Source organism: Phenylobacterium sp. (assembly GCF_965229015.1).
In the GTDB taxonomy this organism is placed as follows: domain Bacteria; phylum Pseudomonadota; class Alphaproteobacteria; order Caulobacterales; family Caulobacteraceae; genus Phenylobacterium.
In genome coordinates this window covers 2,491,821-2,513,183 of the sequence record NZ_CBDDIM010000001.1, presented here as the reverse complement: position 1 = coordinate 2,513,183, position 21,363 = coordinate 2,491,821, and the positions used below count along the sequence as shown (strand labels likewise).

At 71.4% G+C, this 21,363-nt stretch carries 16 protein-coding genes; 5 read left to right on the top strand and 11 right to left on the bottom strand.

Translation table 11 applies throughout. From position 1 onward, the window contains the following. Position 1 precedes the first annotated feature (1 nt). Positions 2-451 carry a DUF3429 domain-containing protein gene (locus ACO06I_RS12615; RefSeq protein WP_421932917.1) on the top strand — a complete coding sequence of 150 codons (450 nt, stop codon included), beginning with the start codon at positions 2-4 and terminating at the stop codon, positions 449-451. A 4-nt stretch (positions 452-455) separates the two neighbouring features. Here ACO06I_RS12615 and pdeM read toward each other — a convergent pair whose 3' ends face one another. The 7 genes from pdeM to ACO06I_RS12580 all read right to left on the bottom strand — a co-directional run bounded on the left by pdeM (position 456) and on the right by ACO06I_RS12580 (position 9,950). Beyond that, positions 456-1,187: a ligase-associated DNA damage response endonuclease PdeM gene (pdeM, locus tag ACO06I_RS12610; protein WP_421932916.1), complete on the bottom strand. Its 732-nt coding sequence runs from the start codon at positions 1,185-1,187 to the stop codon at positions 456-458. Continuing rightward, positions 1,184-3,658, bottom strand: a complete 2,475-nt coding sequence (locus tag ACO06I_RS12605) for a ligase-associated DNA damage response DEXH box helicase (protein WP_421932915.1) — start codon at positions 3,656-3,658, stop codon at positions 1,184-1,186. Before ACO06I_RS12605 ends, pdeM begins: the two co-directional genes overlap by 4 nt. A gap of 52 nt (positions 3,659-3,710) precedes the next feature. Continuing rightward, positions 3,711-4,481 (bottom strand): DUF3313 family protein, encoded by a 771-nt coding sequence (locus tag ACO06I_RS12600; protein ID WP_421932914.1) that lies wholly within the window; start codon positions 4,479-4,481, stop codon positions 3,711-3,713. 93 nt (positions 4,482-4,574) lie between these two features. Continuing rightward, complete coding sequence (locus tag ACO06I_RS12595) at positions 4,575-5,510, bottom strand: phytanoyl-CoA dioxygenase family protein (RefSeq protein WP_421932913.1); 936 nt, start codon at positions 5,508-5,510, stop codon at positions 4,575-4,577. Continuing rightward, positions 5,507-5,782, bottom strand: coding sequence for a hypothetical protein (locus tag ACO06I_RS12590; RefSeq protein WP_421932912.1), 276 nt, complete (start codon positions 5,780-5,782; stop codon positions 5,507-5,509). Before ACO06I_RS12590 ends, ACO06I_RS12595 begins: the two co-directional genes overlap by 4 nt. Positions 5,783-5,851: 69 nt before the next feature. Beyond that, positions 5,852-7,978: a calcium-binding protein gene (locus ACO06I_RS12585; RefSeq protein WP_421932911.1), complete on the bottom strand. Its 2,127-nt coding sequence runs from the start codon at positions 7,976-7,978 to the stop codon at positions 5,852-5,854. Positions 7,979-8,186: 208 nt separating this feature from the next. Then, complete coding sequence (locus ACO06I_RS12580) at positions 8,187-9,950, bottom strand: ATP-binding protein (protein ID WP_421932910.1); 1,764 nt, start codon at positions 9,948-9,950, stop codon at positions 8,187-8,189. Between the two features lie 464 nt (positions 9,951-10,414). On the opposite strand from ACO06I_RS12580, the gene ACO06I_RS12575 reads away from it, so the two are divergent. Continuing rightward, entirely contained in the window at positions 10,415-13,210 is a 2,796-nt protein-coding gene (locus ACO06I_RS12575) for an ATP-dependent DNA helicase (RefSeq protein ID WP_421932909.1), read from the top strand. Next, positions 13,207-13,590: a RidA family protein gene (locus ACO06I_RS12570; RefSeq protein ID WP_421932908.1), complete on the top strand. Its 384-nt coding sequence runs from the start codon at positions 13,207-13,209 to the stop codon at positions 13,588-13,590. Before ACO06I_RS12575 ends, ACO06I_RS12570 begins: the two co-directional genes overlap by 4 nt. Positions 13,591-13,699: 109 nt before the next feature. Here ACO06I_RS12570 and ACO06I_RS12565 read toward each other — a convergent pair whose 3' ends face one another. Next, positions 13,700-14,653: a Coq4 family protein gene (locus ACO06I_RS12565; RefSeq protein WP_421932907.1), complete on the bottom strand. Its 954-nt coding sequence runs from the start codon at positions 14,651-14,653 to the stop codon at positions 13,700-13,702. Positions 14,654-14,781: 128 nt separating this feature from the next. Here ACO06I_RS12565 and ACO06I_RS12560 point away from each other — a divergent pair, with 128 nt between their 5' ends. Next, on the top strand, positions 14,782-16,377 hold the full coding sequence (locus ACO06I_RS12560) for a pectate lyase (protein ID WP_421932906.1): 1,596 nt from the start codon (positions 14,782-14,784) through the stop codon (positions 16,375-16,377). Here the strand turns inward: ACO06I_RS12560 and ACO06I_RS12555 are convergent. Further along, the gene (locus ACO06I_RS12555) at positions 16,374-16,703 is read right to left on the bottom strand and encodes an SMR family transporter (protein WP_421932905.1); all 330 of its coding nucleotides are present in this window, start codon (positions 16,701-16,703) and stop codon (positions 16,374-16,376) included. The two genes, ACO06I_RS12560 and ACO06I_RS12555, sit on opposite strands and share 4 nt — an antisense overlap. 141 nt (positions 16,704-16,844) lie before the next feature. Between ACO06I_RS12555 and ACO06I_RS12550 the strand changes: the two genes are divergently transcribed. Next, positions 16,845-18,869 (top strand): elongation factor G, encoded by a 2,025-nt coding sequence (locus tag ACO06I_RS12550; RefSeq protein ID WP_421932904.1) that lies wholly within the window; start codon positions 16,845-16,847, stop codon positions 18,867-18,869. Here ACO06I_RS12550 and ACO06I_RS12545 read toward each other — a convergent pair. Then, complete coding sequence (locus ACO06I_RS12545; protein WP_421932903.1) at positions 18,850-20,217, bottom strand: serine hydrolase domain-containing protein; 1,368 nt, start codon at positions 20,215-20,217, stop codon at positions 18,850-18,852. The two genes, ACO06I_RS12550 and ACO06I_RS12545, sit on opposite strands and share 20 nt — an antisense overlap. A gap of 38 nt (positions 20,218-20,255) precedes the next feature. Further along, entirely contained in the window at positions 20,256-21,353 is a 1,098-nt protein-coding gene (locus tag ACO06I_RS12540) for a helix-turn-helix domain-containing protein (protein ID WP_421932902.1), read from the bottom strand. Between the last annotated feature and the right edge of the window lie 10 nt (positions 21,354-21,363).

Genomic DNA, 21,363 nt, shown 5'->3' with positions numbered 1-21,363 from the left:
GATGGACGCCGAGACCTCCGCGCCCAAGCCCATGTGGGCCATCGCCCTGGTCGGCCTGTCGGCCTTCCCGATCTCGGCGATCATCTACGCCTATGGCCCGCCGAGGTGGTCGGGGCACGCCCTGAACGTCCTGCTGGCCTGGTCGGCCATCATGCTGGGGTTCCTGGGGGGCATCCGCTGGGGGCTGGAGAGCAGCCTGGAGGCTCCCCGCTGGCAGAGGCTGGCCGGCTCGATCATCTCGCCCATCGTGGGGTTCGGTCTGCTGGTCGCCCGCGGCGACCTCCCCACCGCCTGGATCATCACGGGCCTGATGGGCGCCTTCATCGTCCAGTGGCTGTTCGACCAGACCGCCCCCGACGTGCCGGCCCGCTATCCGCGGCTGATGACGGTGCTGACCCTGGGGGCCTCTGTGTCCTTGGCCATGGCCCTGGAACAGGCGATGAGGATGTAGGGGATCAGTCCCCGACGACGGACCGCCATCCCACAGCGTGCACCCGGCCCGAGCCCAGGGCGCCGCACAGGGGATCGCGGGCGAAGAGGCCGGCGAAGGCCTGGTCGCGAATGTTGAGACCGCCCGCATAGGCGCCGAAGGCCGGAACCACCAGCCGCTCGCCGTCGGTGACGAAACAGCGCCGCCGCACCGTGCCGCGCGAGGCGGTGACCTTGGCGCAGGGGTGAAGGTGGCCCGCCACCTCGCCGGGTTGCAGACCTACCTGGGGTTCGTGCCGCAGCAGGAGGCCCGCCACGCTCAGTTCGTCGGCCACCTCGCCCGGCAGGGCGCGGGGGCCGTCGGCGTCATGGTTGCCGATCACCCAGATCAGGCGGGTCAGGCCTGCCAGGGCGCGCAGCTGCTCGGCGTCGTCCCCGGCCAGCCGGTCCTCCGAGGCGCGGTCGTGGAAGGTGTCCCCCAGCAGCACCACGGCGGAGGCCTGGGTCGCCGCGATCTCGGCGGTCAGCCGCCGGAGGGTGTCGCGGGTGTCGTAGGGCGGCAGCATCTGGCCGCGGGCGGCGTAGGCGCTGCCCTTCTCCAGGTGCAGGTCGGCCACCACCAGCATGCGTTCGGCCTCGATCCAGAGGGCCCCGCTGGCGCGTAGGGTCACGGCGGCGCCCGAGAGGGTGGTTCGCAGGCCGCCGCAGGGACTGGGCCCCCAGGCATAGACGTGGCGGGTCTCGGCCAGGGCGCTCACGCCAGGGCCTCGGCGATCAGGTCGCCCTCGGCCTCGGCCAGGATCATCTCACCGGCCTGGCCCGGCGTCCGCTCCTTGCCGATCTCCAGCAGGATGGGGACGGAGAAGGGCGACAGGTGATCCAGGGCCGCATGGCGGATCTTGCCCTTGATGCGGGCCAGGAGCTGGCCCAGGCGGGCCACGTCCACCAGGCCGGTGGCGGCGTCCTCGCGGGCGCAGCGCAGCAGCAGGTGATCCGGCTGGTGGCGGCGCAGGACGTCGTAGATGAGGTCGGTGGAGAAGGTCACTTGCCGTCCGGATTTCTGCTGCTCGCCTGGGAATCGCCGCTCGATGAGCCCGGAGATGATCGCACAGCCCTTGAAGGCGCGCTTCATCATGAAGCTCTCCGACAACCAGGATTCCAGGTCGTCGCCCAGCATGTCCTCGGCGAACAGTTCGTCGAAATCGAGTCCGTCCAGGGGGTTCAGGGCCCAGACCGCCACCGCATAGTCGTTGCAGACGAAGCCCAGCGGGGCGGCGCCCATCCGCTCCAGCCGCCGGGTCAGCAGCATGGCGAGCGTCGTGTGGGCCAGGCGCCCCTCGAAGGGGTAGCAGACGATGAAGTTGCGCTTCCCCCGCGGGAAGGTCTCCAGCAGCAGCTCCTCCTCCTTCACGATCAGCGATCGGTCCTTCTGGATCTCCAGCCATTCGCGGACGTCACTGGGGAGGACCTTCCAGTGGGTCTCGTCGAACATCAGCTCGCGCACCCGCTTGGCCAGGAAAGTGGACAGCGCGAACTTCGAGCCGCCCCAGGATGGCATCTTGGGGTCCTTGCCCATGGCTGGACGCACCAGGACGTCCAGGCCCGTCACGGCTGCCAGGGACCAGACCTGGCCGGCGAAGATGAAGGTGTCGCCGGGCTCCAGCATCTCCACATAGCCCTCCTCCACCTCGCCGATCTTGCGCCCGCCCTGCAGGCGCTTGCCCATGGCGATGCGCACCGCCAGCACGGCCGGCGAGAGGATGGCGCCGACGTTCATCCGGTGGCGCTGGGCGGTGGCCTGGTCGCGCACCCGCCAACGCCCGTCCTGGCCCTTCACGATCCGGCGGAAGCGGTCATAGGTCTTGAGCGCGTAGCCGCCCGTGGAGACGAAATCGACCACCTGCTCGAAGTCCTCCCAGGTGAGATCCCGGTAGGGGCCGGCGGTGACCAGCTCGTCATAGAGCGCCAGCAGGTCGAAGGGCTCGGAGCAGGCGCAGCCCATGACGTGCTGGGCGAGCACGTCCAGCGCGCCGGTGCGGGCCGCGTCCCCGTCGAAACGGTTCTCGGCGATGGCTTCGCGGGCGGCCTGACACTCCAGCATCTCGAAACGGTTGGCCGGCACGAAGAGGGCGCGGCTGGGCTCGTCCAGCCGGTGGTTGGCCCGGCCGATCCGCTGCACCATGCGGCTCGCGCCCTTCGGCGAGGCGAGCTGGATCACCAGGTCGACGTCACCCCAGTCTATCCCCAGGTCCAGGGTCGAGGTGCAGACCACGGCCCGCAGCTCACCGCGCGCCATGGCCGCCTCCACCTTGCGCCTCTGCTCGGCGGCCAGGCTGCCGTGGTGCAGGGCGATGGGCAGGTCGTCGTCGTTCAGCTTCCAGAGTTCCTGGAAGGCGAACTCGGCCTGGAAGCGCGTGTTGACGAAGACCAGGGCCGTGCGGGCCGACTTGATGGCCTCATAGACCTCCGGCATGGCGTGCTGGGCGGTGTGGCCCGCCCAGGGGACGCGGCCCTCGGCCAGCAGCATGTCGACGATGGGCGCCGCGCCGCCGGGGCCGCGCACCAGGTCGACCTGGTTTTCGACCTCGGGGGCGGCGCAACCCAGCCAGCGGCGGATCACGTCGGGATCGTCCACCGTCGCCGACAGGCCCACGCGGCGCATCTTGGGCGCGAAGGTCTGCAGGCGGGCGAGGTCGAGGGCCAACAGGTCGCCGCGCTTGGAGGCGTGGATGGCATGGATCTCGTCGACGATGACGCAGGCCAGGTCCTCGAAATAGAGGCGCGCGCCCTCCCAGGCGCAGAACAGGGCCAGCTGCTCGGGCGTGGTCAGCAGGATGTCCGGCGGCTTGACCCGCTGGCGCTGGCGGCGCGCCTGGCCCGTGTCGCCGGTGCGGCTCTCGGCGACGATGGGCAGGCCCATCTGGAGGATCGGCGCCATCAGGTTGCGCTCGACATCGACGGCCAGCGCCTTCAGGGGCGAGATGTAGAGGGTGTGGATGCCGCGCGGGGTGTTGGCCGGGGGACGCTCCGCCAGCTCGATCAGGCTGGGCAGGAAGCCGGCCAGGGTCTTGCCGCCGCCGGTCGGCGCGATCAGCAGGGCGTCGCGGCCGGCGCGGGCCTTGGCGATCATCTCCAGTTGGTGTTCGCGCGCGCTCCAGCCGCGGGCCGCAAACCAGTCCGCGAACATCGGGGGCAGGAGGGGAGGGGCGGCGCCCGCGTCTTCGGCCATCCCCTCGCCTATAGCATGTTCCCCTTACGTTTCACGCGCAAAGGCGCCGAGGTCAGGGGTTGGCGGGCGTTTCGGCCTTGGCGCCGCTCATCTGCGGCACGTAGAGGCCGGTCGCGAACTTGGCCGCCATGCCTTCCACCCGCATGCGCGAGCCGTACTGGGCGCAGGGGTCGGGCTTGGCGATCTTGATCGGCTTGCGGTCCTTGGCGGTCATGGCCTTGGCGGCGTCGTCGGCGAAGGGTTCGGCGAACTGCAGGGCGTCGCCGATGCGGCTCAGAGAGGGGTTGTCCGTGCCCACCGCCATGCCTTGCCGGGTCCAGGTGATGGCCGCCAGCTGCTTGCCGTCGGCGCCGAGCATCTCGGCCTCGACGCCGAGACCGCCCAAGGTGCCCGGCGCGCGGACGCCGATGGGGCCCGGAATGAAGAAGCCGGCCGCCGCCGAGGCCGCCGAGCTCATGCGACCCGTCGGGCGCACATGGGCGATCACGGCGCGAACCTTGGCGTCCGCCGCTTGGTCTGGTGTCGCGATCTCGTAGCGTTCCGAGAGCTCGAAACAGAGCTGGGCGTCAATCTCCCGCAGCAGGGTCGTGCGCTCGGTCGGTGTCATCCAATCCGCGGCCCTCTCGGCCGCCTGGGTCGGCGACAGCGCGACGCGGCGGACGTTCGCCAGCCCGACCTCGTCCTTGCGATCCGAGACGCTGGCCCGCACGGCGCCCGGCTTCACGGCCAGTCCGTCATAGGTGGAGAGCAGTCCCGTCTGCTGGGTCGGCGTGCTGCAGGCGGCGAGGAGCCCGAGGAGGGGCAGGACGAGGATGTGTTTCATTTGAGGGATACGGGGCGCACAGACGGGCGGACGCGCAATGCCGATCATTGCCGCGTCCCCAATGCCCCAGACCGGCGCCCGTTCCCTCATGGCTCAGGCCCGGGCGGGGTTCTCCAGGCGGGTCAGCCAGTGATCGGCGTCGAACCGCCGATCGCCGGAGAGATGGCGCCAGAGCTTGATGCGGTTGACGAACTCCAGGCGCCCGGTGTCCTGCTCGAACCAGGGTTCCGGCGTCATCAGGATGGACTCAACGGTCTCCGGCTGGGCGGTCTTGACGTAGAAGATCGGCCGCGCGGCGGGCTCGGCGGGCAGGGTCGCCATATCCCACTGGCGCACCTGGGGCAGGCTGGGGTTCATGCGGATCTTGAACATGGTCCGGGTGCGGTCGGCCAGGTTCACCCCGCCGCCGTGCCACAGGCCGTTGTGCAGGAACAGCAGGGTCCCGGCCTCGCAGACCATGTGCTGCTGGCCGCGGATGTTCTGGTAGCGGCCAAGGGCCACCTCGCTGACCTTGCGCAGGTGGGTGCCGGGGATGAAGCGGGTGCCGCCCATCTCCCGGGTCACCTTGTGGGGGTAGTACATCACCTGCAGGTCGAAGCCCTGGGACGGGTCGATGGTGGAGTCCTGGTGGGTGTGCTGGGAGACGTTTTCGCCCCCGCCGGCCTCGTAATAGGCGGGCGGGAAGGTGACGTGCAGGAAGTGGTGATCGAAGACGGGATCGGGCCCGACCAGGCTCTGGATCGCCCCCTTCACCAGGGGCAGGTCCAACAGACGGCGGACGGCCGAACCCTGCGGATAGGCCGCCGACAGGGCGGCGCCCGGGGCGACCTCCGGGATCTGGGCTCGGGCCAGCAGTTCGCCGAAAGCGCCCAGGACCTTGCGCCCCGGCTGCGGCGCGGCGGCCTCGCCGACCTCGTCCAGGAACTGGCGGTTGATCTCCTCGGGGACGGCGGCGTCGAAACGGAGGAAGCCGCGGGCGGCGAACCGCGCCATCTGCAGGGAGTCCAGCAGGACAGGTTGTTCGCTCATGCCGCGACCTCCACCAGCTGTTCGAAGAAGAACTCGTACTTCAGGTAGGCCAGGTCGAATTCCTCGCCGCGCGGGTGGGGCAGGATCTGGGCGGCCTGGAACAGCCGCCAGCCGTCGCGAAGGGCGTCCACCCCGGTGCGGTAGGGCGGGGCGTCATTGTCGCCGGCCATCGGCCGGGTCGCCCCCGTGCCGTCATAGACCGCCCAGGCGATCACCGGGGCGTCCAGGGCCGAATTGGCCAGGTAGAGAACCAGCACCTTCTGGCGTGTCATGCGTCCCCCTCGGTCCCCATGCTGTCGATGGGGTTCGCCGAGGATCATGACCCAGGCCGAACGCCTCGGCTAGACGAAGTCCGTCGGGTCGAGGGTCCCGGTGAGGCCGATGAACCGGACCGCGTTGGTGATGGTGTTCTGTCCGCCGCCGTCGACGAAGGCGTAGGTCCCGTCCTCCAATCCGCCGGGCGACCCCGACACCGTCCGCACCACGATGTCCCGCGACCCCCCGTTGATCAGTGCGGTCGCCTCGGCCAGGGCCTGGGCGTAGGAGGCCACGCCGGCGGTGGAGAAGTTCGCCACCGAGCCGGCGATCCCCAGGGCCAGGGTGTCGTCCACGCCGGTGGCGGTGAAGCCGGTGATCAGGTCCAGCGATCCCACAGCCCCGCCGGAGTCGCCGTTGGCGAAGACGAAGCGGTCGGCGCCCCCGGAGCCGGCCGCCAGGGTGTCGGCGCCCGCGCCCCCCGTGATGGTGTCATCCCCGGCGCCCCCGGTCAGGGAGTCGCCGCCCACGCCGCCGGTGATGACCCCGCCGGTGGCGCTGCTGCTGGTGAGGGTGTCGGCCCCCTCGTCCCCGGTCAGGGTGTTGGCGCCGGAGCCCGACAGGGTCACCAGGTCGTTCCCGGCCCCCCCGAAGATGCTGTAGCCGCCGCTGGCGATGACGGTGTCATGGCCGTCGCCAGCGAGGATCGTCCCCCCGCCGGCCCCGGTGATGCGGTCGGCGCCGGCGCCGCCGTCGAGCCGGTTCGTCCCCGCGTCGCCGTCGAGGGTGTCGTCCCCGTCCTCGCCCCGCAGGGTGTCGTCCCCCACACCGCCCGCAAGGCTGTCGTTTCCGACCCCGCCGCTGGCGGTGTTGAAGGTCCCGTCGCCCAGGGCGATCACATCGGCCCCGTCGCCGCCCAGCAGGGTGTCGTTTCCGGTCCCGGCCAGGAGGGTGTCGTCGCCGGCGTCTCCCGACAGGCTGTTGTTCCCGTCGCTCCCGTCCAGGGCGTCGGCGCCCTCGCCGCCCACCGCGGTGTCGGCGCCGTCGCCGGCCAACAGCGAGTCGCTGCCGGCGCCCAGGTCGATCCGGTTGGCCCCGCCGCCGTCATCGACGACGTCGGCCCCGTCGCCGCCATAGATGGTGTCGTTCCCGGACCCAGACCACACCGAGTCGTTCCCCAGGTCGCCGAACAGCAGGTCGTTCCCGTCGGGGCCGCCGGTGTCGCTGTCGAGGGTGTCGGCGCCCTGGCCGCCCAGGACCGTGTCGTCCCCCGAACCGACCAGCAGGTAGTCGTCGCCCAGGTTGCCGTGCACGTAGTTGTTCCCGTCGCCGGCGTCGATCTCGTCCTGGCCCTGGCCGCCCAGCAGGGTGTCATTGCCTGTCCCGGCGTAGATCCCGTCGTCCCCCTGGTTGCCCTGGACGAAGTTCGTCCCGTCGCCGGCGCTGATCAGGTCGTCGCCGACGCCGCCGAAGATGACGTCGTTCCCGCCCCCCAGGTCCACCAGGTCGTTGCCCGAGCCGGCGTCCACCGAGGCGTCGCCGCAGCCGCAGTCGGTGATGAAGTCGTCGCCCGCGCCCCCCACCAGGGTGGCGGAGCCCGACCCGGAGACCAGCACGTCGTTCCCCAGGTCGCCGAAGATCAGGTCATTGCCGTCCCAGCCATCGAGGGTGTCGTCGCCCTGGCCCCCCAGCAGGGTGTCGGCGCCGTCGCCCCCCAGGATGTCGTCGTTCCCGAGATTGCCGTGCGCGTAGTTGGCGCCGTCGCCGGTGGTGAGGGTGTCGTCCCCCTGCCCGCCGAGCAGGGTGTCGGAGCCGTCGCCGGCGGTGATGTCGTCGTGCCCCTGGTTGCCCTGGATGAGGTTGGCGCCGTCGCCGCCGTCCAGGATGTCGTCGCCGGCCCCGCCATAGATCGCATCGCCCAGCGGCGAGTTGACCGCTGACAGGTCGGTCCCGGCCGCCCCGCCGATCACCAGGCGGCTGTTGTCGGAGAAGACCGAGCCCAGATAGTCGGTCGCCACCAGGCTGGGGTCGAGGGAGATGGTGCGGCCATTGTAGCTGACGTCGATCCGGGCCGGACTGGCGCCGGCGGCCGGCACGTAGGAAATCGAGACCCGATTGGCGGTGACGCCGACCGGGAAGAACAGCGAGTCAGCACTGGTGAAGGCCGCCTGCTGCGCCGCCGAGATCGTCTCGAAGTAATAGTTGGAAGGCATGAGTCTTCCCCATCCCACTGTCTTGAGGACGCCGGAAATCCACTTGAAACGCGGGCGTCTGTCGGCCCGACGTCTTGTCCTCTCCAACCTGAGGTGGCGGCGTGAGCCTGTATATCGATTTCAACTCACAGGATTTATCGCCGCGCCGACGCCCCCTGATAGCTGAGACGCTGGAGGAGACGCTCCGGGATCGCGCGCGGCGCGGACCTCAGCTCGCCGCGGCGGCGGCTCTCTGGCGGCTGATGGCGTCCAGCAGGGTGTCGGCGTCCACCGGCTTGGCGACCACATCGTCCATTCCGGCGGCGCGGTAGGCCTCGGCTTCGTGGGCGAGCACGCTGGCGGTGACGGCGATGATCGGAGTGCGGGGGCGGTTGCGGCCGGTCTCGCCGGCGCGGATGGCGCGGGTGGCGTCCAGGCCGTCCATCCGGGGCATGCGGATGTCCATCAGGATCGCGTCCCAGTCGCCGCCTTCCCAGGCCGAGAGGGCCTCCACACCGTCGTGGGCGGTCGCGGAGGCCAGGCCTCCCTCCTCCAGCATGGTCTGCAGGACGAGCCGGTTGGTGGGATTGTCGTCCACCACCAGGATGCGCCCGCTGGCCGCAGGCTCGGGGGCCGGTGGTGGCGCGGCGACAGGCTGGACCTCGCCGGTCACCGGCATGGGCAGCCGGACCGTGAAGCAGGATCCCTCGCCGGGTGTCGAGGCCAGCGAGATCTCCCCACCCATCAGCACCGCCAGTTCACGGCAAATGGCCAGGCCCAGGCCCGTACCGCCGGCCCGCCGCGTGTTGGAGCCGTCGGCCTGGACGAACCGCTCGAAGACCTGGGCCTGGTCGGCCGGCGCGATCCCCGGACCGGTGTCGCGGACCTGGATGACGACGTCGTCGTCGGCGGCGGTGATCGCCACCGCGATCTCCCCGGCCTCGGTGAACTTCAGGGCGTTGGAGATCAGGTTGGATACGATCTGCCGCAGCCGCACCTCGTCGCCCAGCCGATGGCCGGGGGCGGAGTCCGTCAGGGTCAGGTCGAAGGCCAACCCCTTCTCCTGCGCGAGGACGTCGTACAGGCGCCGCACTCCTTCGGCGAACAGGTCCAGCCGGAACGGGGCCGGGCTGATCGCCATGTTCCCGGCCTCGATCTTGGAGATGTCGAGAACGTCGTTGACCACTCCCAGCAGGGCGCGGGCCGAGGCCTGGACGATGGACAGCCGCTCGCGCTGCGCCGCGCTCAGCTCGCCGCGCTCCATCACCTGGGCCATGCCCAGGACGCCGTTCAGCGGCGTGCGAATCTCGTGGCTGATGGTGGCCAGGAACTCCGACTTGGCCCGGCTGCCGGCCTGGGCCTCCACCGCCAGCACCTTCAGGGCCTCGGTCCGCTCGGCCACCCGCTGCTCCAGGGACTGGTTGATCTGCTCGATCTCGTCATTGCGCGCCCGAAGCTGGTCCACCAGGTCGAGGTTCTCGCGCCCCAGGGCGATGGAGCGCACCAGCAGGCCGTGATTGTTGCGGTGCCCGGCGATCATCACCCCCCAGAACACCAGGCCCAGGGCGGCCAGGACCGACTGGCCCTCCAGCAGCAGACGCCCGCAGGCCGGAACCAGCATCAGGGTCACATAGAGGCGGCCCGTCAGCTTCAGCGGGGCCAGCACCCCGGTGGCGCCGGCCGCCAGGGCCGAGACCACGATCAGGATCACGAACCGCGTCTGGGCCGTCTCCGCCGGCAACTGGGTCCAGGCCAGCAGGGCCCAGAGCCCGGCGCTGGTGAGCAGGCCCAGGGAATGGGCGATGGCCCAGGGACGCAGCCGCGTGGCGGCGGGCTCGGCTTCGGCGCTGAGCAGCCGCTTGAGGACCTGGTCCACCGCCACCCGCGTGACCGCCACCGAAAGTGTCACCGCCAGCCAGGTCAGGTACCAGCCCCGGGCGTCCTCGCGTCCCACGAAGGGCATGCAGAGCGCGGCGGCGACCTGGACGACCATGGTCGCAACGGCGTTCTTCTGCGCCGCGCGCAGCAGCGGGACCCAGACATCCGATCTCGACGGCCTATCGATCCGGCGCGATGAGGGTGAGGGGGCGTTCAATTTCTACGGTTCCAGACGAGCGTTCGAATCGTGGCCTAACGCTAACGCGGTAAATAAACATACCGACCCAACTAGAAAATTTCGACCAATACTGTGTCCGACTCCTGGGCGACCAATCTTCGATTAGAGCAACTTGCCGTTGAGATGTAACCAATTTGAGTGCATCTGTCGGCTTTCTGATATTCGCCTCGGGGTCGCGCCGCCGGAGGGCGCGGTGTCTCGACGCCGCTCTTGGCGCGGTAAGCGCCGGCCGCGGGATACCGCCGCAGCCCGCAAGGTCGACCGCCCGGTGGCGGAGACCGACGGCCCGATTCCCTTGAATTCACGTTTCGTTCGCGGGTGAATTTCGCTAGGACTGGCGGGTGAACGCGCTCGCCCCGAGTCTCGCCCTGGCCCCTGCCCTCGTCGTCCTGCCCGGTCCCCGCGCCGCGGTGGCCGACGCCGCCGGGGCGCAGGCGCTGCGGGCCCCGGACGCCCGCGACCTCTTCGAGCACGGCCCGGTGCTGGTGGCCCATGCCGGCATGACCGCCAAGCGGCTGGGGGTGCATACCCCGCCCCGCTCCCAGGGGCTGTTCGACGCCCTGGAGCTGTTCGCCTTCGTGCGCCCCGCGCGGTTCTGCGCTCCGTCGGCGGCGGGCCTGGCCCTGGCGCTCGGCCTGCCCGAGCCCAAGGGCGCCATGGCCCAGGCCCAGGTGCTGCGGGAGGCCTGCCACGCCCTGCTCTCGGAACTGGCCCTGACCCCCGAACCTTCGCGCGAGGAGGCCCTGGCCATCGGCGAGACCCTGGCCCGCGCCGGCTGGGCCTGGGGGACCGCGGTGATTGGCGCCCTGCGCGCGGCCCCGGTGGGCAACGCCTTCCGCGGCTCGGGCCTGGACGTCTGGACGCGCGTTCCCGAGTGGGAGGAGCAGGCGCCGCCCGGCGAGGCCGGCTCCCGGCCCATCGCGCCGGAGGCCGCCGCTCAGCGCCTGGTGGACCTGCTGCGGGAGGCGGGCCTGGATGAGGCGCGGCCGATGCAGGCGGAATTCGCCGCCGAGACCGCCTTCGCCTTCCAGCCCCGCGAGAAGGAAGGCGAGCCCCGCATGATGCTGGCCGAGGCCGGCACCGGGGTCGGCAAGACCCTGGGCTACCTGGCGCCGGCCTCGCTGTGGGCCGAGGCCAACGGACCGGCCGTGTGGATCTCCACCTATACGCGGGCCCTGCAGCGCCAGATCGAGCGCGAGAGCCACGCCATCTATCCCGACCCCAAGGTGCGGGCGAAGAAGGCCGTCGTCCGCAAGGGGCGCGAGAACTATCTCTGCCTGCTGAACCTGCAGGACCAGACCAACACCGCCCAGCTGGGCGGGGCTGACCTGATCGGCCTGGCGCTCACCGCCCGCTGGGTGCGGGTCACCCGCGACGGCGACATGACCGGCGGGGACTTCCCCGCCTGGCTGCCGACCCTGTTCGCCATTCCGCCGGTGGGCCAGGCCAGCGCCGCCAACCTGGTGGACCGGCGCGGCGAATGCATCCACGCCGGCTGCGCCCACTACCGCGCCTGTTTCGTGGAGAAGGCGGTTCGCGGTTCGCGCCGGGCCGACATCGTCATCGCCAACCACGCCCTGGTGCTCACCCAGGCCGCCTTCGACGGCGCCCGGGCGGCGCGGGGCTCCAAGGCCGACGGCGAGACCACCCAGCTCAAGCGCATCGTCTTCGACGAGGGCCACCACCTGTTCGACGCCGCCGACGCGGCCTTCGCCGCGGCCCTGTCGGGCGCGGAGTCCGCCGAGCTGCGCCGCTGGATTCGCGGACCCGAGGGTCGGGGCCGCCGCGGCCGGGGCCTGGAGGCGCGGCTGATGGAGGTGCTCGGCGACCGCGACGACGCCAAGCGCGCCTTGGTGGACGCCACACGCGCCGCCGCCGCCCTGCCGGGCGAGGGCTGGTCGGGCCGCGTGGCCTCGCCCAACGGCGAGGTCAATCCGATGGGCCCCATCGAGCACTTCGTGGTGGCCATCATCGAGCAGCTCCGCGCCCGCGCCGCGCCCTCGGAAGTGGGCATGGAGTGCGCCGCCCGCCCGGCGCTCGATCTGGTGCGCGAGACCGCGCGGGCCGCCGCCTCGGCGCTCGCCGCCATCGAGGCGCCCCTGCTGGCGCTGGCCCGTCACCTGGAGGACGTGCTGGACGACGAGGCCGCCACCCTGCCGCCCGGGGATCGGGCGCGGATTGAAGGGGCTTTGAGGGGGCTCGATCGACGCGCCCGCATGACCCTGCCGGCCTGGCGCTCCATGCTGCGAGCCATCGACGAGGATTCCGAGGACGATCCCGACTTCGTCGACTGGTTCGACGCCACCTTCCTCTATGGCCGGGTGGTGGACGCCGCCTGCCGCCGCCACTGGGTCGATCCCACCGAGCCGCTCACCAACACCGTCATCGCCCCGGCCCACGGGGTGCTGGTGACCAGCGCCACCCTGGCCGACTCCAGCCTGGCCGATCCCTTCGCGCTGGCCGAGATGCGCACCGGCGCCGCGCGCCTGCCCGACCGGCCCAAGACCCTGCGCCTGGCCTCGCCCTTCGACTATGAGACCAACGCCCGGGCCTTCGTGGTGACGGACGTCGGCCGCGACGACCCGCGCCAGGTGGCCGCGGCCATGCGCGAGCTGTTCCTGGCCGCCGGGGGCGGGGGCGTCGGCCTCTTCACCGCCATCCGCCGGCTGCGCGCGGTGCACGAGCGGATCGCAGCCCCGCTCTCCGACCAGGGCCTGGCCCTCTACGCCCAGCACGTCGATCCCCTGGAGGTCGGCGCCCTGGTGGACATCTTCCGCGCCGAGCACGACAGCTGCCTGCTGGGCACCGACGCGGTCCGCGACGGGGTGGACGTGCCGGGCCGCTCCCTGCGGCTGCTGGTCTTCGACCGTGTGCCCTGGCCGCGCCCGGACATCCTGCACAAGGCGCGCCGGGTCCGGTTCGGCGGCAAGGCCTATGACGACAGCGTGGCGCGCAGCCGCATCAGCCAGGCCTTCGGCCGCCTGATTCGCCGGGCCGACGACAGGGGAGTCTTCGTCATGCTGGACGCCGCGGCCCCGACCCGGCTGTTCTCCGGCCTGCCGGACGGGGTGAAGATCGAGCGCGTCGGCCTGGTGGAGGCCATCGAGGCCACGACGGAATTCCTGGGGACCCCATGAGGCGATTGGTCAGTTCGGGGTCGCCCCTGGAGCCGGAGATCGGCTTTTCCCGGGCGGTTCGGGTGGGGAATGTCATCGCCGTGGCCGGCACGGCGCCGATCTCGGCGACCGGCGCAACCCACGGGGTCGGCGACGTCTATGAGCAGACCCGGCGCTGCCTGGAGATTATCATCGCGGCCCTGGAAGGCGCCGGGGCGGGGCCGCAACACGTGATCCGTACCCGGGTCATGCTCACCGATATCGCGGGATGGCGCGAGGCCGCCCGGGCCCATGGCGAGGTGTTCGGCGTGGTACGGCCCGCCTGCACCTTCGTTCAGGTTTCCGGCTTCATCGATCCTGACTGGCTGGTGGAGCTGGAGGCCGACGCCGTGGTCGACTAGAGCACGTCAGGCGGAAGTGGACGCCGGTTCCGCCGCCCGGCGTGCTCTAATACTTTGAATCTGGACCCTTCTTGCCGTTTCAGATGAGGCCAACTGAAACGCTCAGGGTCTAGGCCGCCTGCAGCTGCTCGAAGAGGTCGGCGGGGTAGGGGGAGGCGTACAGGGTGACGCCCGTGGCCGCGCGGATCGCCTCGGCCGGCTGGTCCCAGAGCGCCTCCCAGTCCAAGCCGATCAGGGGCGGGCATTGGCGGCCGTGGGTCCAGGCCGTCAGGATCACGTCCAGGAACAGGGGCAGGGCCTCGGGCTGGTTCAAGGCCATCTTGCTGGTGACCACCGCCAGGAACATCGCGGAATAGTGGTGGCCGAACTGGGCCATCTGGAAGGCGGAGATCGCCACCTCGTGCAGGATGGTGGTCTGGTAGCCGGCCAGGATGTGCCACAGGTCGTGGCACTGCAGGATGCGGGCGTTGAGATAGTCCAGCGGCGCCGGCAGGTCGGCCAGGCCGAGCGCCTCGCGATCCAGCACCTCCAGGTCGAAGCCGTTGTCGACGATCAGGTCGTGGAACTCCGCCCCCAGCGACCCCTTCGGACAGCGGGCCAGGGCCTCCAGGGAGAACTTGGACGGATAGCCGGCGGCGGCGGCCTCCTTGACCCCCGGATAGAGCCGGGCGGTCTCGGCCACCCGGGTCCGGAAGGGGGGCGTCATCAGGCCGGCCAGGGCCGCGGTGCGTTCCGTGATCTCCCCGGCCGAACGTCCGGCCTCGGGATCGTCCACCAGGTCCCAGAAGGGGCCCCAGAAGGTGGGGTCGATCGCGGCGGGGCGCCCATGGGCCTCGATCATCGGCCCGCGCGGGGCGACGCCGAGCCAGCCCTCGGTGGCGCCGTCATAGATCACCGCCAGCCGCTCGGGGGCGGCGACGGCGGCGTGGACGAAGAGGGCGGCCAGCTCGCCTTGGCCCGCGCCGCCGGCGCGGAGGGCCGCGGCCAGGCGACGGGCGTCGTCCCCGTCACCGCCCTGGGCGACCTGGGCTTCAAAGCGCGCGCGCGCCGGCTGATCGGCCATGTGTTCTTCCCGGTGACGTCCCTGGCGAGCAGCCTATCATTCCGGCGGGGAAATCAAGGCCGGCGTCGGGGCTTGCGCGGACTGACACCGGTGTCATGATGGGCGGGCCATCGCCAGGGAGGCTCCAGATGCACGCGACCCGCCGGGTCATCCTCGCCGCCCTCGCCGGCGCCTTCGCCCGTCCCAGGCCCGCCGCGGCGGAGGCCGGCCGCGCCGAGATCCTGACGGCCATGAGGCGGGCCACGGCCTTCATGACCGACAAGGCCGCAGTGCATGGGGGCTATGTCTGGTCCTACCTGCCTGACTTCTCCCGCCGTTGGGGGGAGCTGGAGGCCGGCCCCACCCAGGTCTGGGTGCAGCCGCCGGGGACCGGGACGGTGGGCCACCTGTTCCTCGACGCCTATCACGCCACCGGGGACGAGACCTATTACCGGGCGGCCGCCCAGGCCGCCGAGTGCCTGATGGCCGGCCAGCTTCCCACCGGCGGCTGGAACTATCTGATCGACTTCGGCGGCGAGGCGGCCAAGGCGAAATGGTACGGAACCATCGGCGCCAACGCCTGGCGGATGGAGGAATTTCAGCACGACTGGGGCAACGCGACCTTCGATGACGGCGGCTCGTCCGAGGCCATGCAGCTCCTGCTGCGGATGTACCTGGAGAAGCGGGAGGCGAGGTTCAAGCCGGCCCTGGACCGGGCGCTGGCGTTCGTCCTGAACAGCCAATACCCCAATGGCGGCTGGCCGCAGCGCTGGCCGGCGGGGCGGCCCTTCACCAGGCACGGCGCCGACTATACCGGCTACATCACCTTCAACGACGATGTGGCCGGCGAGAATATCAAGTTCCTGGTCATGGTGGCCCAGACCCTCGGCGACCCCCGCGTCGGCCCGGCCATCCGCCGCGCCATGGACGTCTTCGTCATCACCCAGCAACCCGCGCCCCAGGCCGGCTGGGGGCTGCAGCATAGGGTGGACGACCTGAAGCCGGCGGCCGCCCGCAGCTACGAGCCCAGGGCGCTCGCCACCCACACCACGGCGGCCAACGCCGCCCAGCTGATGAACTTCTACGAACTCACCGGCGACCCGAAGTACCTGGCCCGCGTCCCCGAGGCCCTGGACTGGCTGGCCAGGGTCGCCCTGCCGGAGCCGAGGAGCGGCAAGACCCATCCGACCTTCATCGAGATCGGGACCGACCGGCCGCTCTACGTCCACCGCCGTGGGTCCAATGTGATCAATGGCCAGTACTATGTGGACTACAGCGCCGAGAGGACCCTGGCCCACTACGGCGCCTTCCGGGCCGTGCCGCTGGAGGCCCTGCGCGCCCGCTACGCGGGCTTGAAGGCCACGCCGCCGGACAAGGTGGCCCGGGACTCGCCACTGACCCACAAGGGCCCCCTGCCGCGCTTCTTCGCCAACCAGGACTTCTCCACCTCCGACCTGAACGGCGGCGGGTCGCTGGCGCCCCTGAAGGCCAGTCCGCAGGTCGCCGCCAGGCTGGTGTCGGAGCTCAACGCCGAGGGTTGGTGGCCGACCCCGCTGGTGGCCACCAGCCATCCCTATGCGGGGCCCGGCCCCGCCACCCCGACCCCAGGGGACTATTCCCAGACCCATGTGGGAGACGCCTGGGACACCTCGCCCTATCCGACGGACGCCCCGGTGATGGGGATCTCCACCTCGGCCTTCATCAAGAACATGGGGGTGCTGATCAGCGTGGTGGACGGCGGCTAGACCACGGCCTTGGAGTAGAGGTTGATCACCAGCACCCCGGCCAGGATCATCCCCATGCCCAGCACGGCGGGCAGGTCGAGCTTCTGCTTGAACAGCAGCCAGGCCAGCAGGGTGATCAGCACGATGCCGATCCCCGACCAGATGGCGTAGCCGATCCCCACCGGCACGGTGCGCATGGAGTGGGACAGGCAGAAGAAGGCCACGCCGTAGCCCGTCACGGTGATGAGGGACGGGATCAGGCGCGAAAAGCCGTCCGACGCCTTCAGGGCGGTGGTGGCGATCACCTCGGCGAGGATGGCGATGCCGAGCCAAGCGTAGCCGTTCAAGGGCGTCATCCTTCAAGAATCCGTGCGAATCGGCGCGACCCCACCCTAGCGCTTGCCTCGCGCCGCGTGCGGGTGAAGCATGGGTCTCACGGCGGTCACGCCCGTTGGAGGCGCGTACGCCAACCTGCGGAGGATCCGATCATGGCTCATGGCCATAACGGCTCGGTGCGCGCCATCGCCCTCGTCGGGGCGGCCGGAACCGGCAAGACGACGCTCCTTGAAGCCATGTTGTTCGCCAGCGGGACCCTCCCGCGCCAGGGCGAGGTGGGCGCCACCAGCGTCGGCGACGCCAGCCCGGAGGCTAGGCAGCGAGGCCAGTCGGTGGAGCTGAACGTCGCCGGCTTCACCTTCATGGGCGACCGCTACGCCGTGATCGACGCCCCGGGCTCCACGGAATTCTCCGCCGCCGGCGACCTGGCCCTGCCCGCCGTGGACCTTGCGGTCATTGTCGCCGACCCCCAGCCGGGCCGGGCGGCCCTGCTGGCGCCGGTCTTCAAGGAGCTGGAACGGCTCGGGGTCCCCCGGGCCGTTTTCGTCAACAAGATCGATCAGGCGCGCGGGACCCTCGATGAGGTGCTGGCGGCCCTGGCCCCGGTGAGCGCCGCACCCCTGGTGGCCCGGCAGATCCCCCTGGTGGAGGGCGAGCACGTCACCGGCTTCGTGGACCTGGCCCTGGAGCGGGCCTTCGTCTATCGGCCCGGCCAGGCTTCGGAGCGCATCGACCTGCCCGCCGAGATCGCCGGGGTCGAGGCCCAGGCGCGCTTCCACATGCTGGAGCAACTGGCCGACTATGACGACGCCCTGATGGAACAGCTGCTCTCGGACCTGACTCCCAGCCAGGACGAGGTGTTCGCCGACCTGATGGCGGAGATGACCCAGGGGCAGATCGTGCCGGTCTTCTTCGGCTCGGCCCTCAACGGCTGGGGGGTGCGCCGCCTGCTCAAGGCCCTGCGGCACGAGACTCCGGAGGTGGACCGCGCCGCCGAGCGCCTGGGCCTCACCGGGCCCTGCGCCTACGCCTTCAAGACCTCCTACGCCGGTCAGGCGGGCAAGCTGACCTATGCCCGGGTCATGGGGGGCGAACTGCACGACGGCGAGGAGCTCACCGCCCCCGACGGCCAGCACGCCCGGGCCGGCGGACTGCTGGCGCTCTCCGGCGCGGCCACCCGGAAGATCGATCGCGCCGCCCCCGGCGAGGTGGCCGCCATCGCCAAGATCGAGGCCGCCCATCCGGGCGAGGTGATCTCCATGGACGGTCAGCCGCGCCGGCCCCGGTTCACGCCCTCGGAGGCTCCGGCCCTCTACGCCCTCTCGGTCGCCGCCAAGGACCGCAAGGACGACGTGCGCCTGTCCTCGGCCCTGGCCCGCCTGGCGGAGGAGGACCCCTCCCTGCACGTGGTTCAGGACCCCGAGACCCAGGAGACCCTGCTCACCGGCCAGGGGGAGGCGCACCTGCAGGTGACCCTGGAGCGCCTGCGCCGGCGCTTCGGCCTGGAGGTCGCCGCGGCCCGCCCCAAGATCTCCTATCGGGAGTCCATCCGCAAAGGCGTCACCCAGCGCGGCCGGCACAAGAAGCAGACCGGGGGCCACGGCCAGTTCGGCGACGTGGTGCTGGAGATCAAGCCGGGCCCGCGGGGCTCCGGCCTGACCTTCGGCCAGAGGATCACCGGCGGGGTGGTGCCCAAGCAGTGGATTCCCGCCGTGGAGCAGGGGGTGCGTGACGCCCTGGAGCGCGGCCCTCTCGGCTTCCCGGTCGCCGATGTGGAGGTGGTGCTGATCGACGGCTCCCACCACAGTGTCGACTCCTCGGAAATGGCCTTCCGCGCCGCCGGCCGCCTGGCGATGAGCGAGGCCCTGCCCCAGTGCGCGCCCTATCTGCTGGAGCCGGTGGAGAAGCTGACGATCCACGCCCCGGCCGCCAGCACCTCGAAGGTCACCCAGGCGGTCTCGGCCAGGCGGGGCCAGATCATGGGCTTCCAGCCCCGCGAGGGCTGGGCCGGCTGGGACGAGATCGAGGTGGGCCTGCCGCGCTCCGAGCGTCTGGACCTGATCGCCGAGCTGCGCGGCCTGACCCAGGGGCTGGGGACCTTCACCGCGCAGTTCGACCACATGGCCGAACTCACCGGCCGCGCCGCCGAGGAGATCGTCAGGAAGACGGCGGCCTGACCGCGGCGATGGCCTCGGCCACCAGGCGGCCGACGCCCTCGATGTCATTGCCGGGCGCCGGGGTGATCCCCAGCCGCACCACCACCAGGCGGGACGACGGCACGATCACCACATATTGCCCGTCATGGCCGCGGGCGAAATAGGCGTCGGCCGGCATCCCCAGGCCGATGCGCCGCCGCGCGCCGGCGCCCGCACCCCGGTTGGTCCAGAAGCCCGCGCCATAACCCACCCGCTCCGCCCCCGGGGTCGGTCGCGCGGAATAGTCGGCCCAGCCCGCCGGCAGGATCTGTTCGCCGTCCACGACGCCGTCGTCCAGATAGAGCTGGCCCAGCCGCGCCCAGTCCCGCGCGCTGGCCCACAGGTGAGTGGCCCCCAGCGGCGTGCCGGTGGCGTCCAGCTCCAGGGTCGGATGCTCCATTCCCAGCCGGTCGAACAGCTCGCGGCGGGCGAAGGCCAGCATGGCGGCCTCGGTCCGGCCCGCCTGGTCGCGGATGATGCGCGAGGTGAGGGTCGGGCTGGCGTCGGCATAGGTCCAGGTCGTCCCGGGCGCGGCGGCCAGCGGCCGGGCCTGCGCGAACCCCGCCATGTCCCGCTCGGCGAACAGCATGACGGCCGAGGGATCGAAGGCGCTCTTCAGGCTCGAGTCGAGGGAGTCCCCCAAGGCCAGGCCGCTCGTCATCCGCAGCAGGTTGTCGAGGCTGATGTCGCGGCGGGCATCGCCCCTCCAGGCGGCCACCGGCGCAGGCCCGTCCACCGTGAGCTTCCCCTGCTGGACCAGGACCCCCACCAGGGCGTTGGTCACCGATTTGGTGGCCGACCAGCCGGTGATCGCGGTGTCGGGGCCATAGCCGGGGGCATAGCGTTCGCCGACGATCTCGCCGTCATGCAGAATCACCACGGCCTTGGTCCGCCGCCACGGCTTGGCGGGCTCGGCGAAGGCATGGTCCAGAGCCGCCTCCATCGCCGCCGACGCGGGCGCCTTGGCCAGGGGGCGCGGTCTCGAGGCCGGGATCGGCTGGGGCGGAGCCGGTGGCGGCGCGCCATGCAGCACCAGGCAGCCTGACGGGCCACGGTAGACCGCCCGGGTGGTCGCCAGGCCGGCCAGGCTGGCGCTCACCGACCGGCCCTCGCGATCCACCTTCGTCCGCATCAGCCAGCGGGCCGGTCCAAGCTCCGGGTCCACCGCCTCGCGGCGGAACACCTGCGGATCGATCCTGGAGACGAAGGCGGCCGAGCAGATCTGATGGCTGGCCAGGCCGGTGGCCACATGGGCCGCGCCGCTGAGCGCGCCGCAGCCGGCGAGGGGCAGGGTGGCCGCGATCAGCAGCCAGGGACGAAGGGACGTCATGCGAGGGCTCCATGGAAGGTGGCCCCCTGTCTGGTCCCTCAGACGCCGCGTCGCTCGCCGGGTTCGAACTCCGACTGGCCGATTTCGGAATCGGCGGACGCGCGCCGGAAATCCGTCGGGGTCATCCCGGTCTCGGCGCGGAAGGCGCGATTGAACGGCCCCAGGGAATTGAACCCGGCGTCGAGGGCGATGGTGAGGATCGGCACCGCGTCCTGGTCCCGGTCGGCCAGAGCCGCCTTGGCCTCGGCGATGCGGTAGCTGTTGAGGTAGGCGTTGAAGTTGCGTTGCCCCAGGCGCGAATTGATCAGCCGCCGCAGCCGGTATTCCGGCGTCCCCAGCCGCTCGGCCAGCTTGCCGATGGTCAGGCCCTCCTGGCGATAGGCGCGATCCACGCTCATGGCCTGATCGAGGGCGGCGGCCAGCCCCTGGTCGGCGGGCTCGATGGGCCGCACGGGCGCGGCCGTATTCGCCGGCGAGAGCCATCCCGCGCCCGCCACCCGCAGCAGGGCGGCGGCGACACCCAGGGCGATGAGCGCCAGGGCCAGGGCGCGGATCAGGCTGCCGGCGCCGGGAACGGTCGCGCGAGCTCCCAGCAGGTCGGACAGGGCGTTCAGCGCGATGAAGCCCGCCGCGGCTCCCACCAAGAAGGGCCGCGCGCGCCGCCTCGGCTCCACCAGGTCGGCGGGCCAGGAGGCCAGGGTCTGACCCGCCGCCAGCAGGCCGAGCCCCAGGGATTCCAAGACCAGGAAGCCCCGCACGAGGATGGCGACGGGCGTCATCTCCGGTCCGAGGACCAGGGCTTCGTAGAGCCCCACCGCGGCGATCCCCAGCCAGGCCGCGGCGTGCCAGGGCCGCAGCCGGAAGCCGTCCTCGAACATGGCCCGCGCGAACAGCCAGAAGGCCAGGTTGCCGCCCGCCATCAGGGCCAGGATGGGTACGGTCAGCAGCCCCAGGCGGCCGCGCAGTTCAAGGGTCGAGGCCAGGGTGAAGGCCAGGGCGCTCAGCGCGAACAGGGCCCCCAACCGCGCCGCCGTGACCTGTCGATGGTCGCGGAGGAGCAGGCCGGCCACCAGGATGAGCAGGCCGCAGGCGGCGCCCCGCAGCATGAGGTCCAGGGTCGGCAGAAGCTCGGGCATGCGCGCCCCC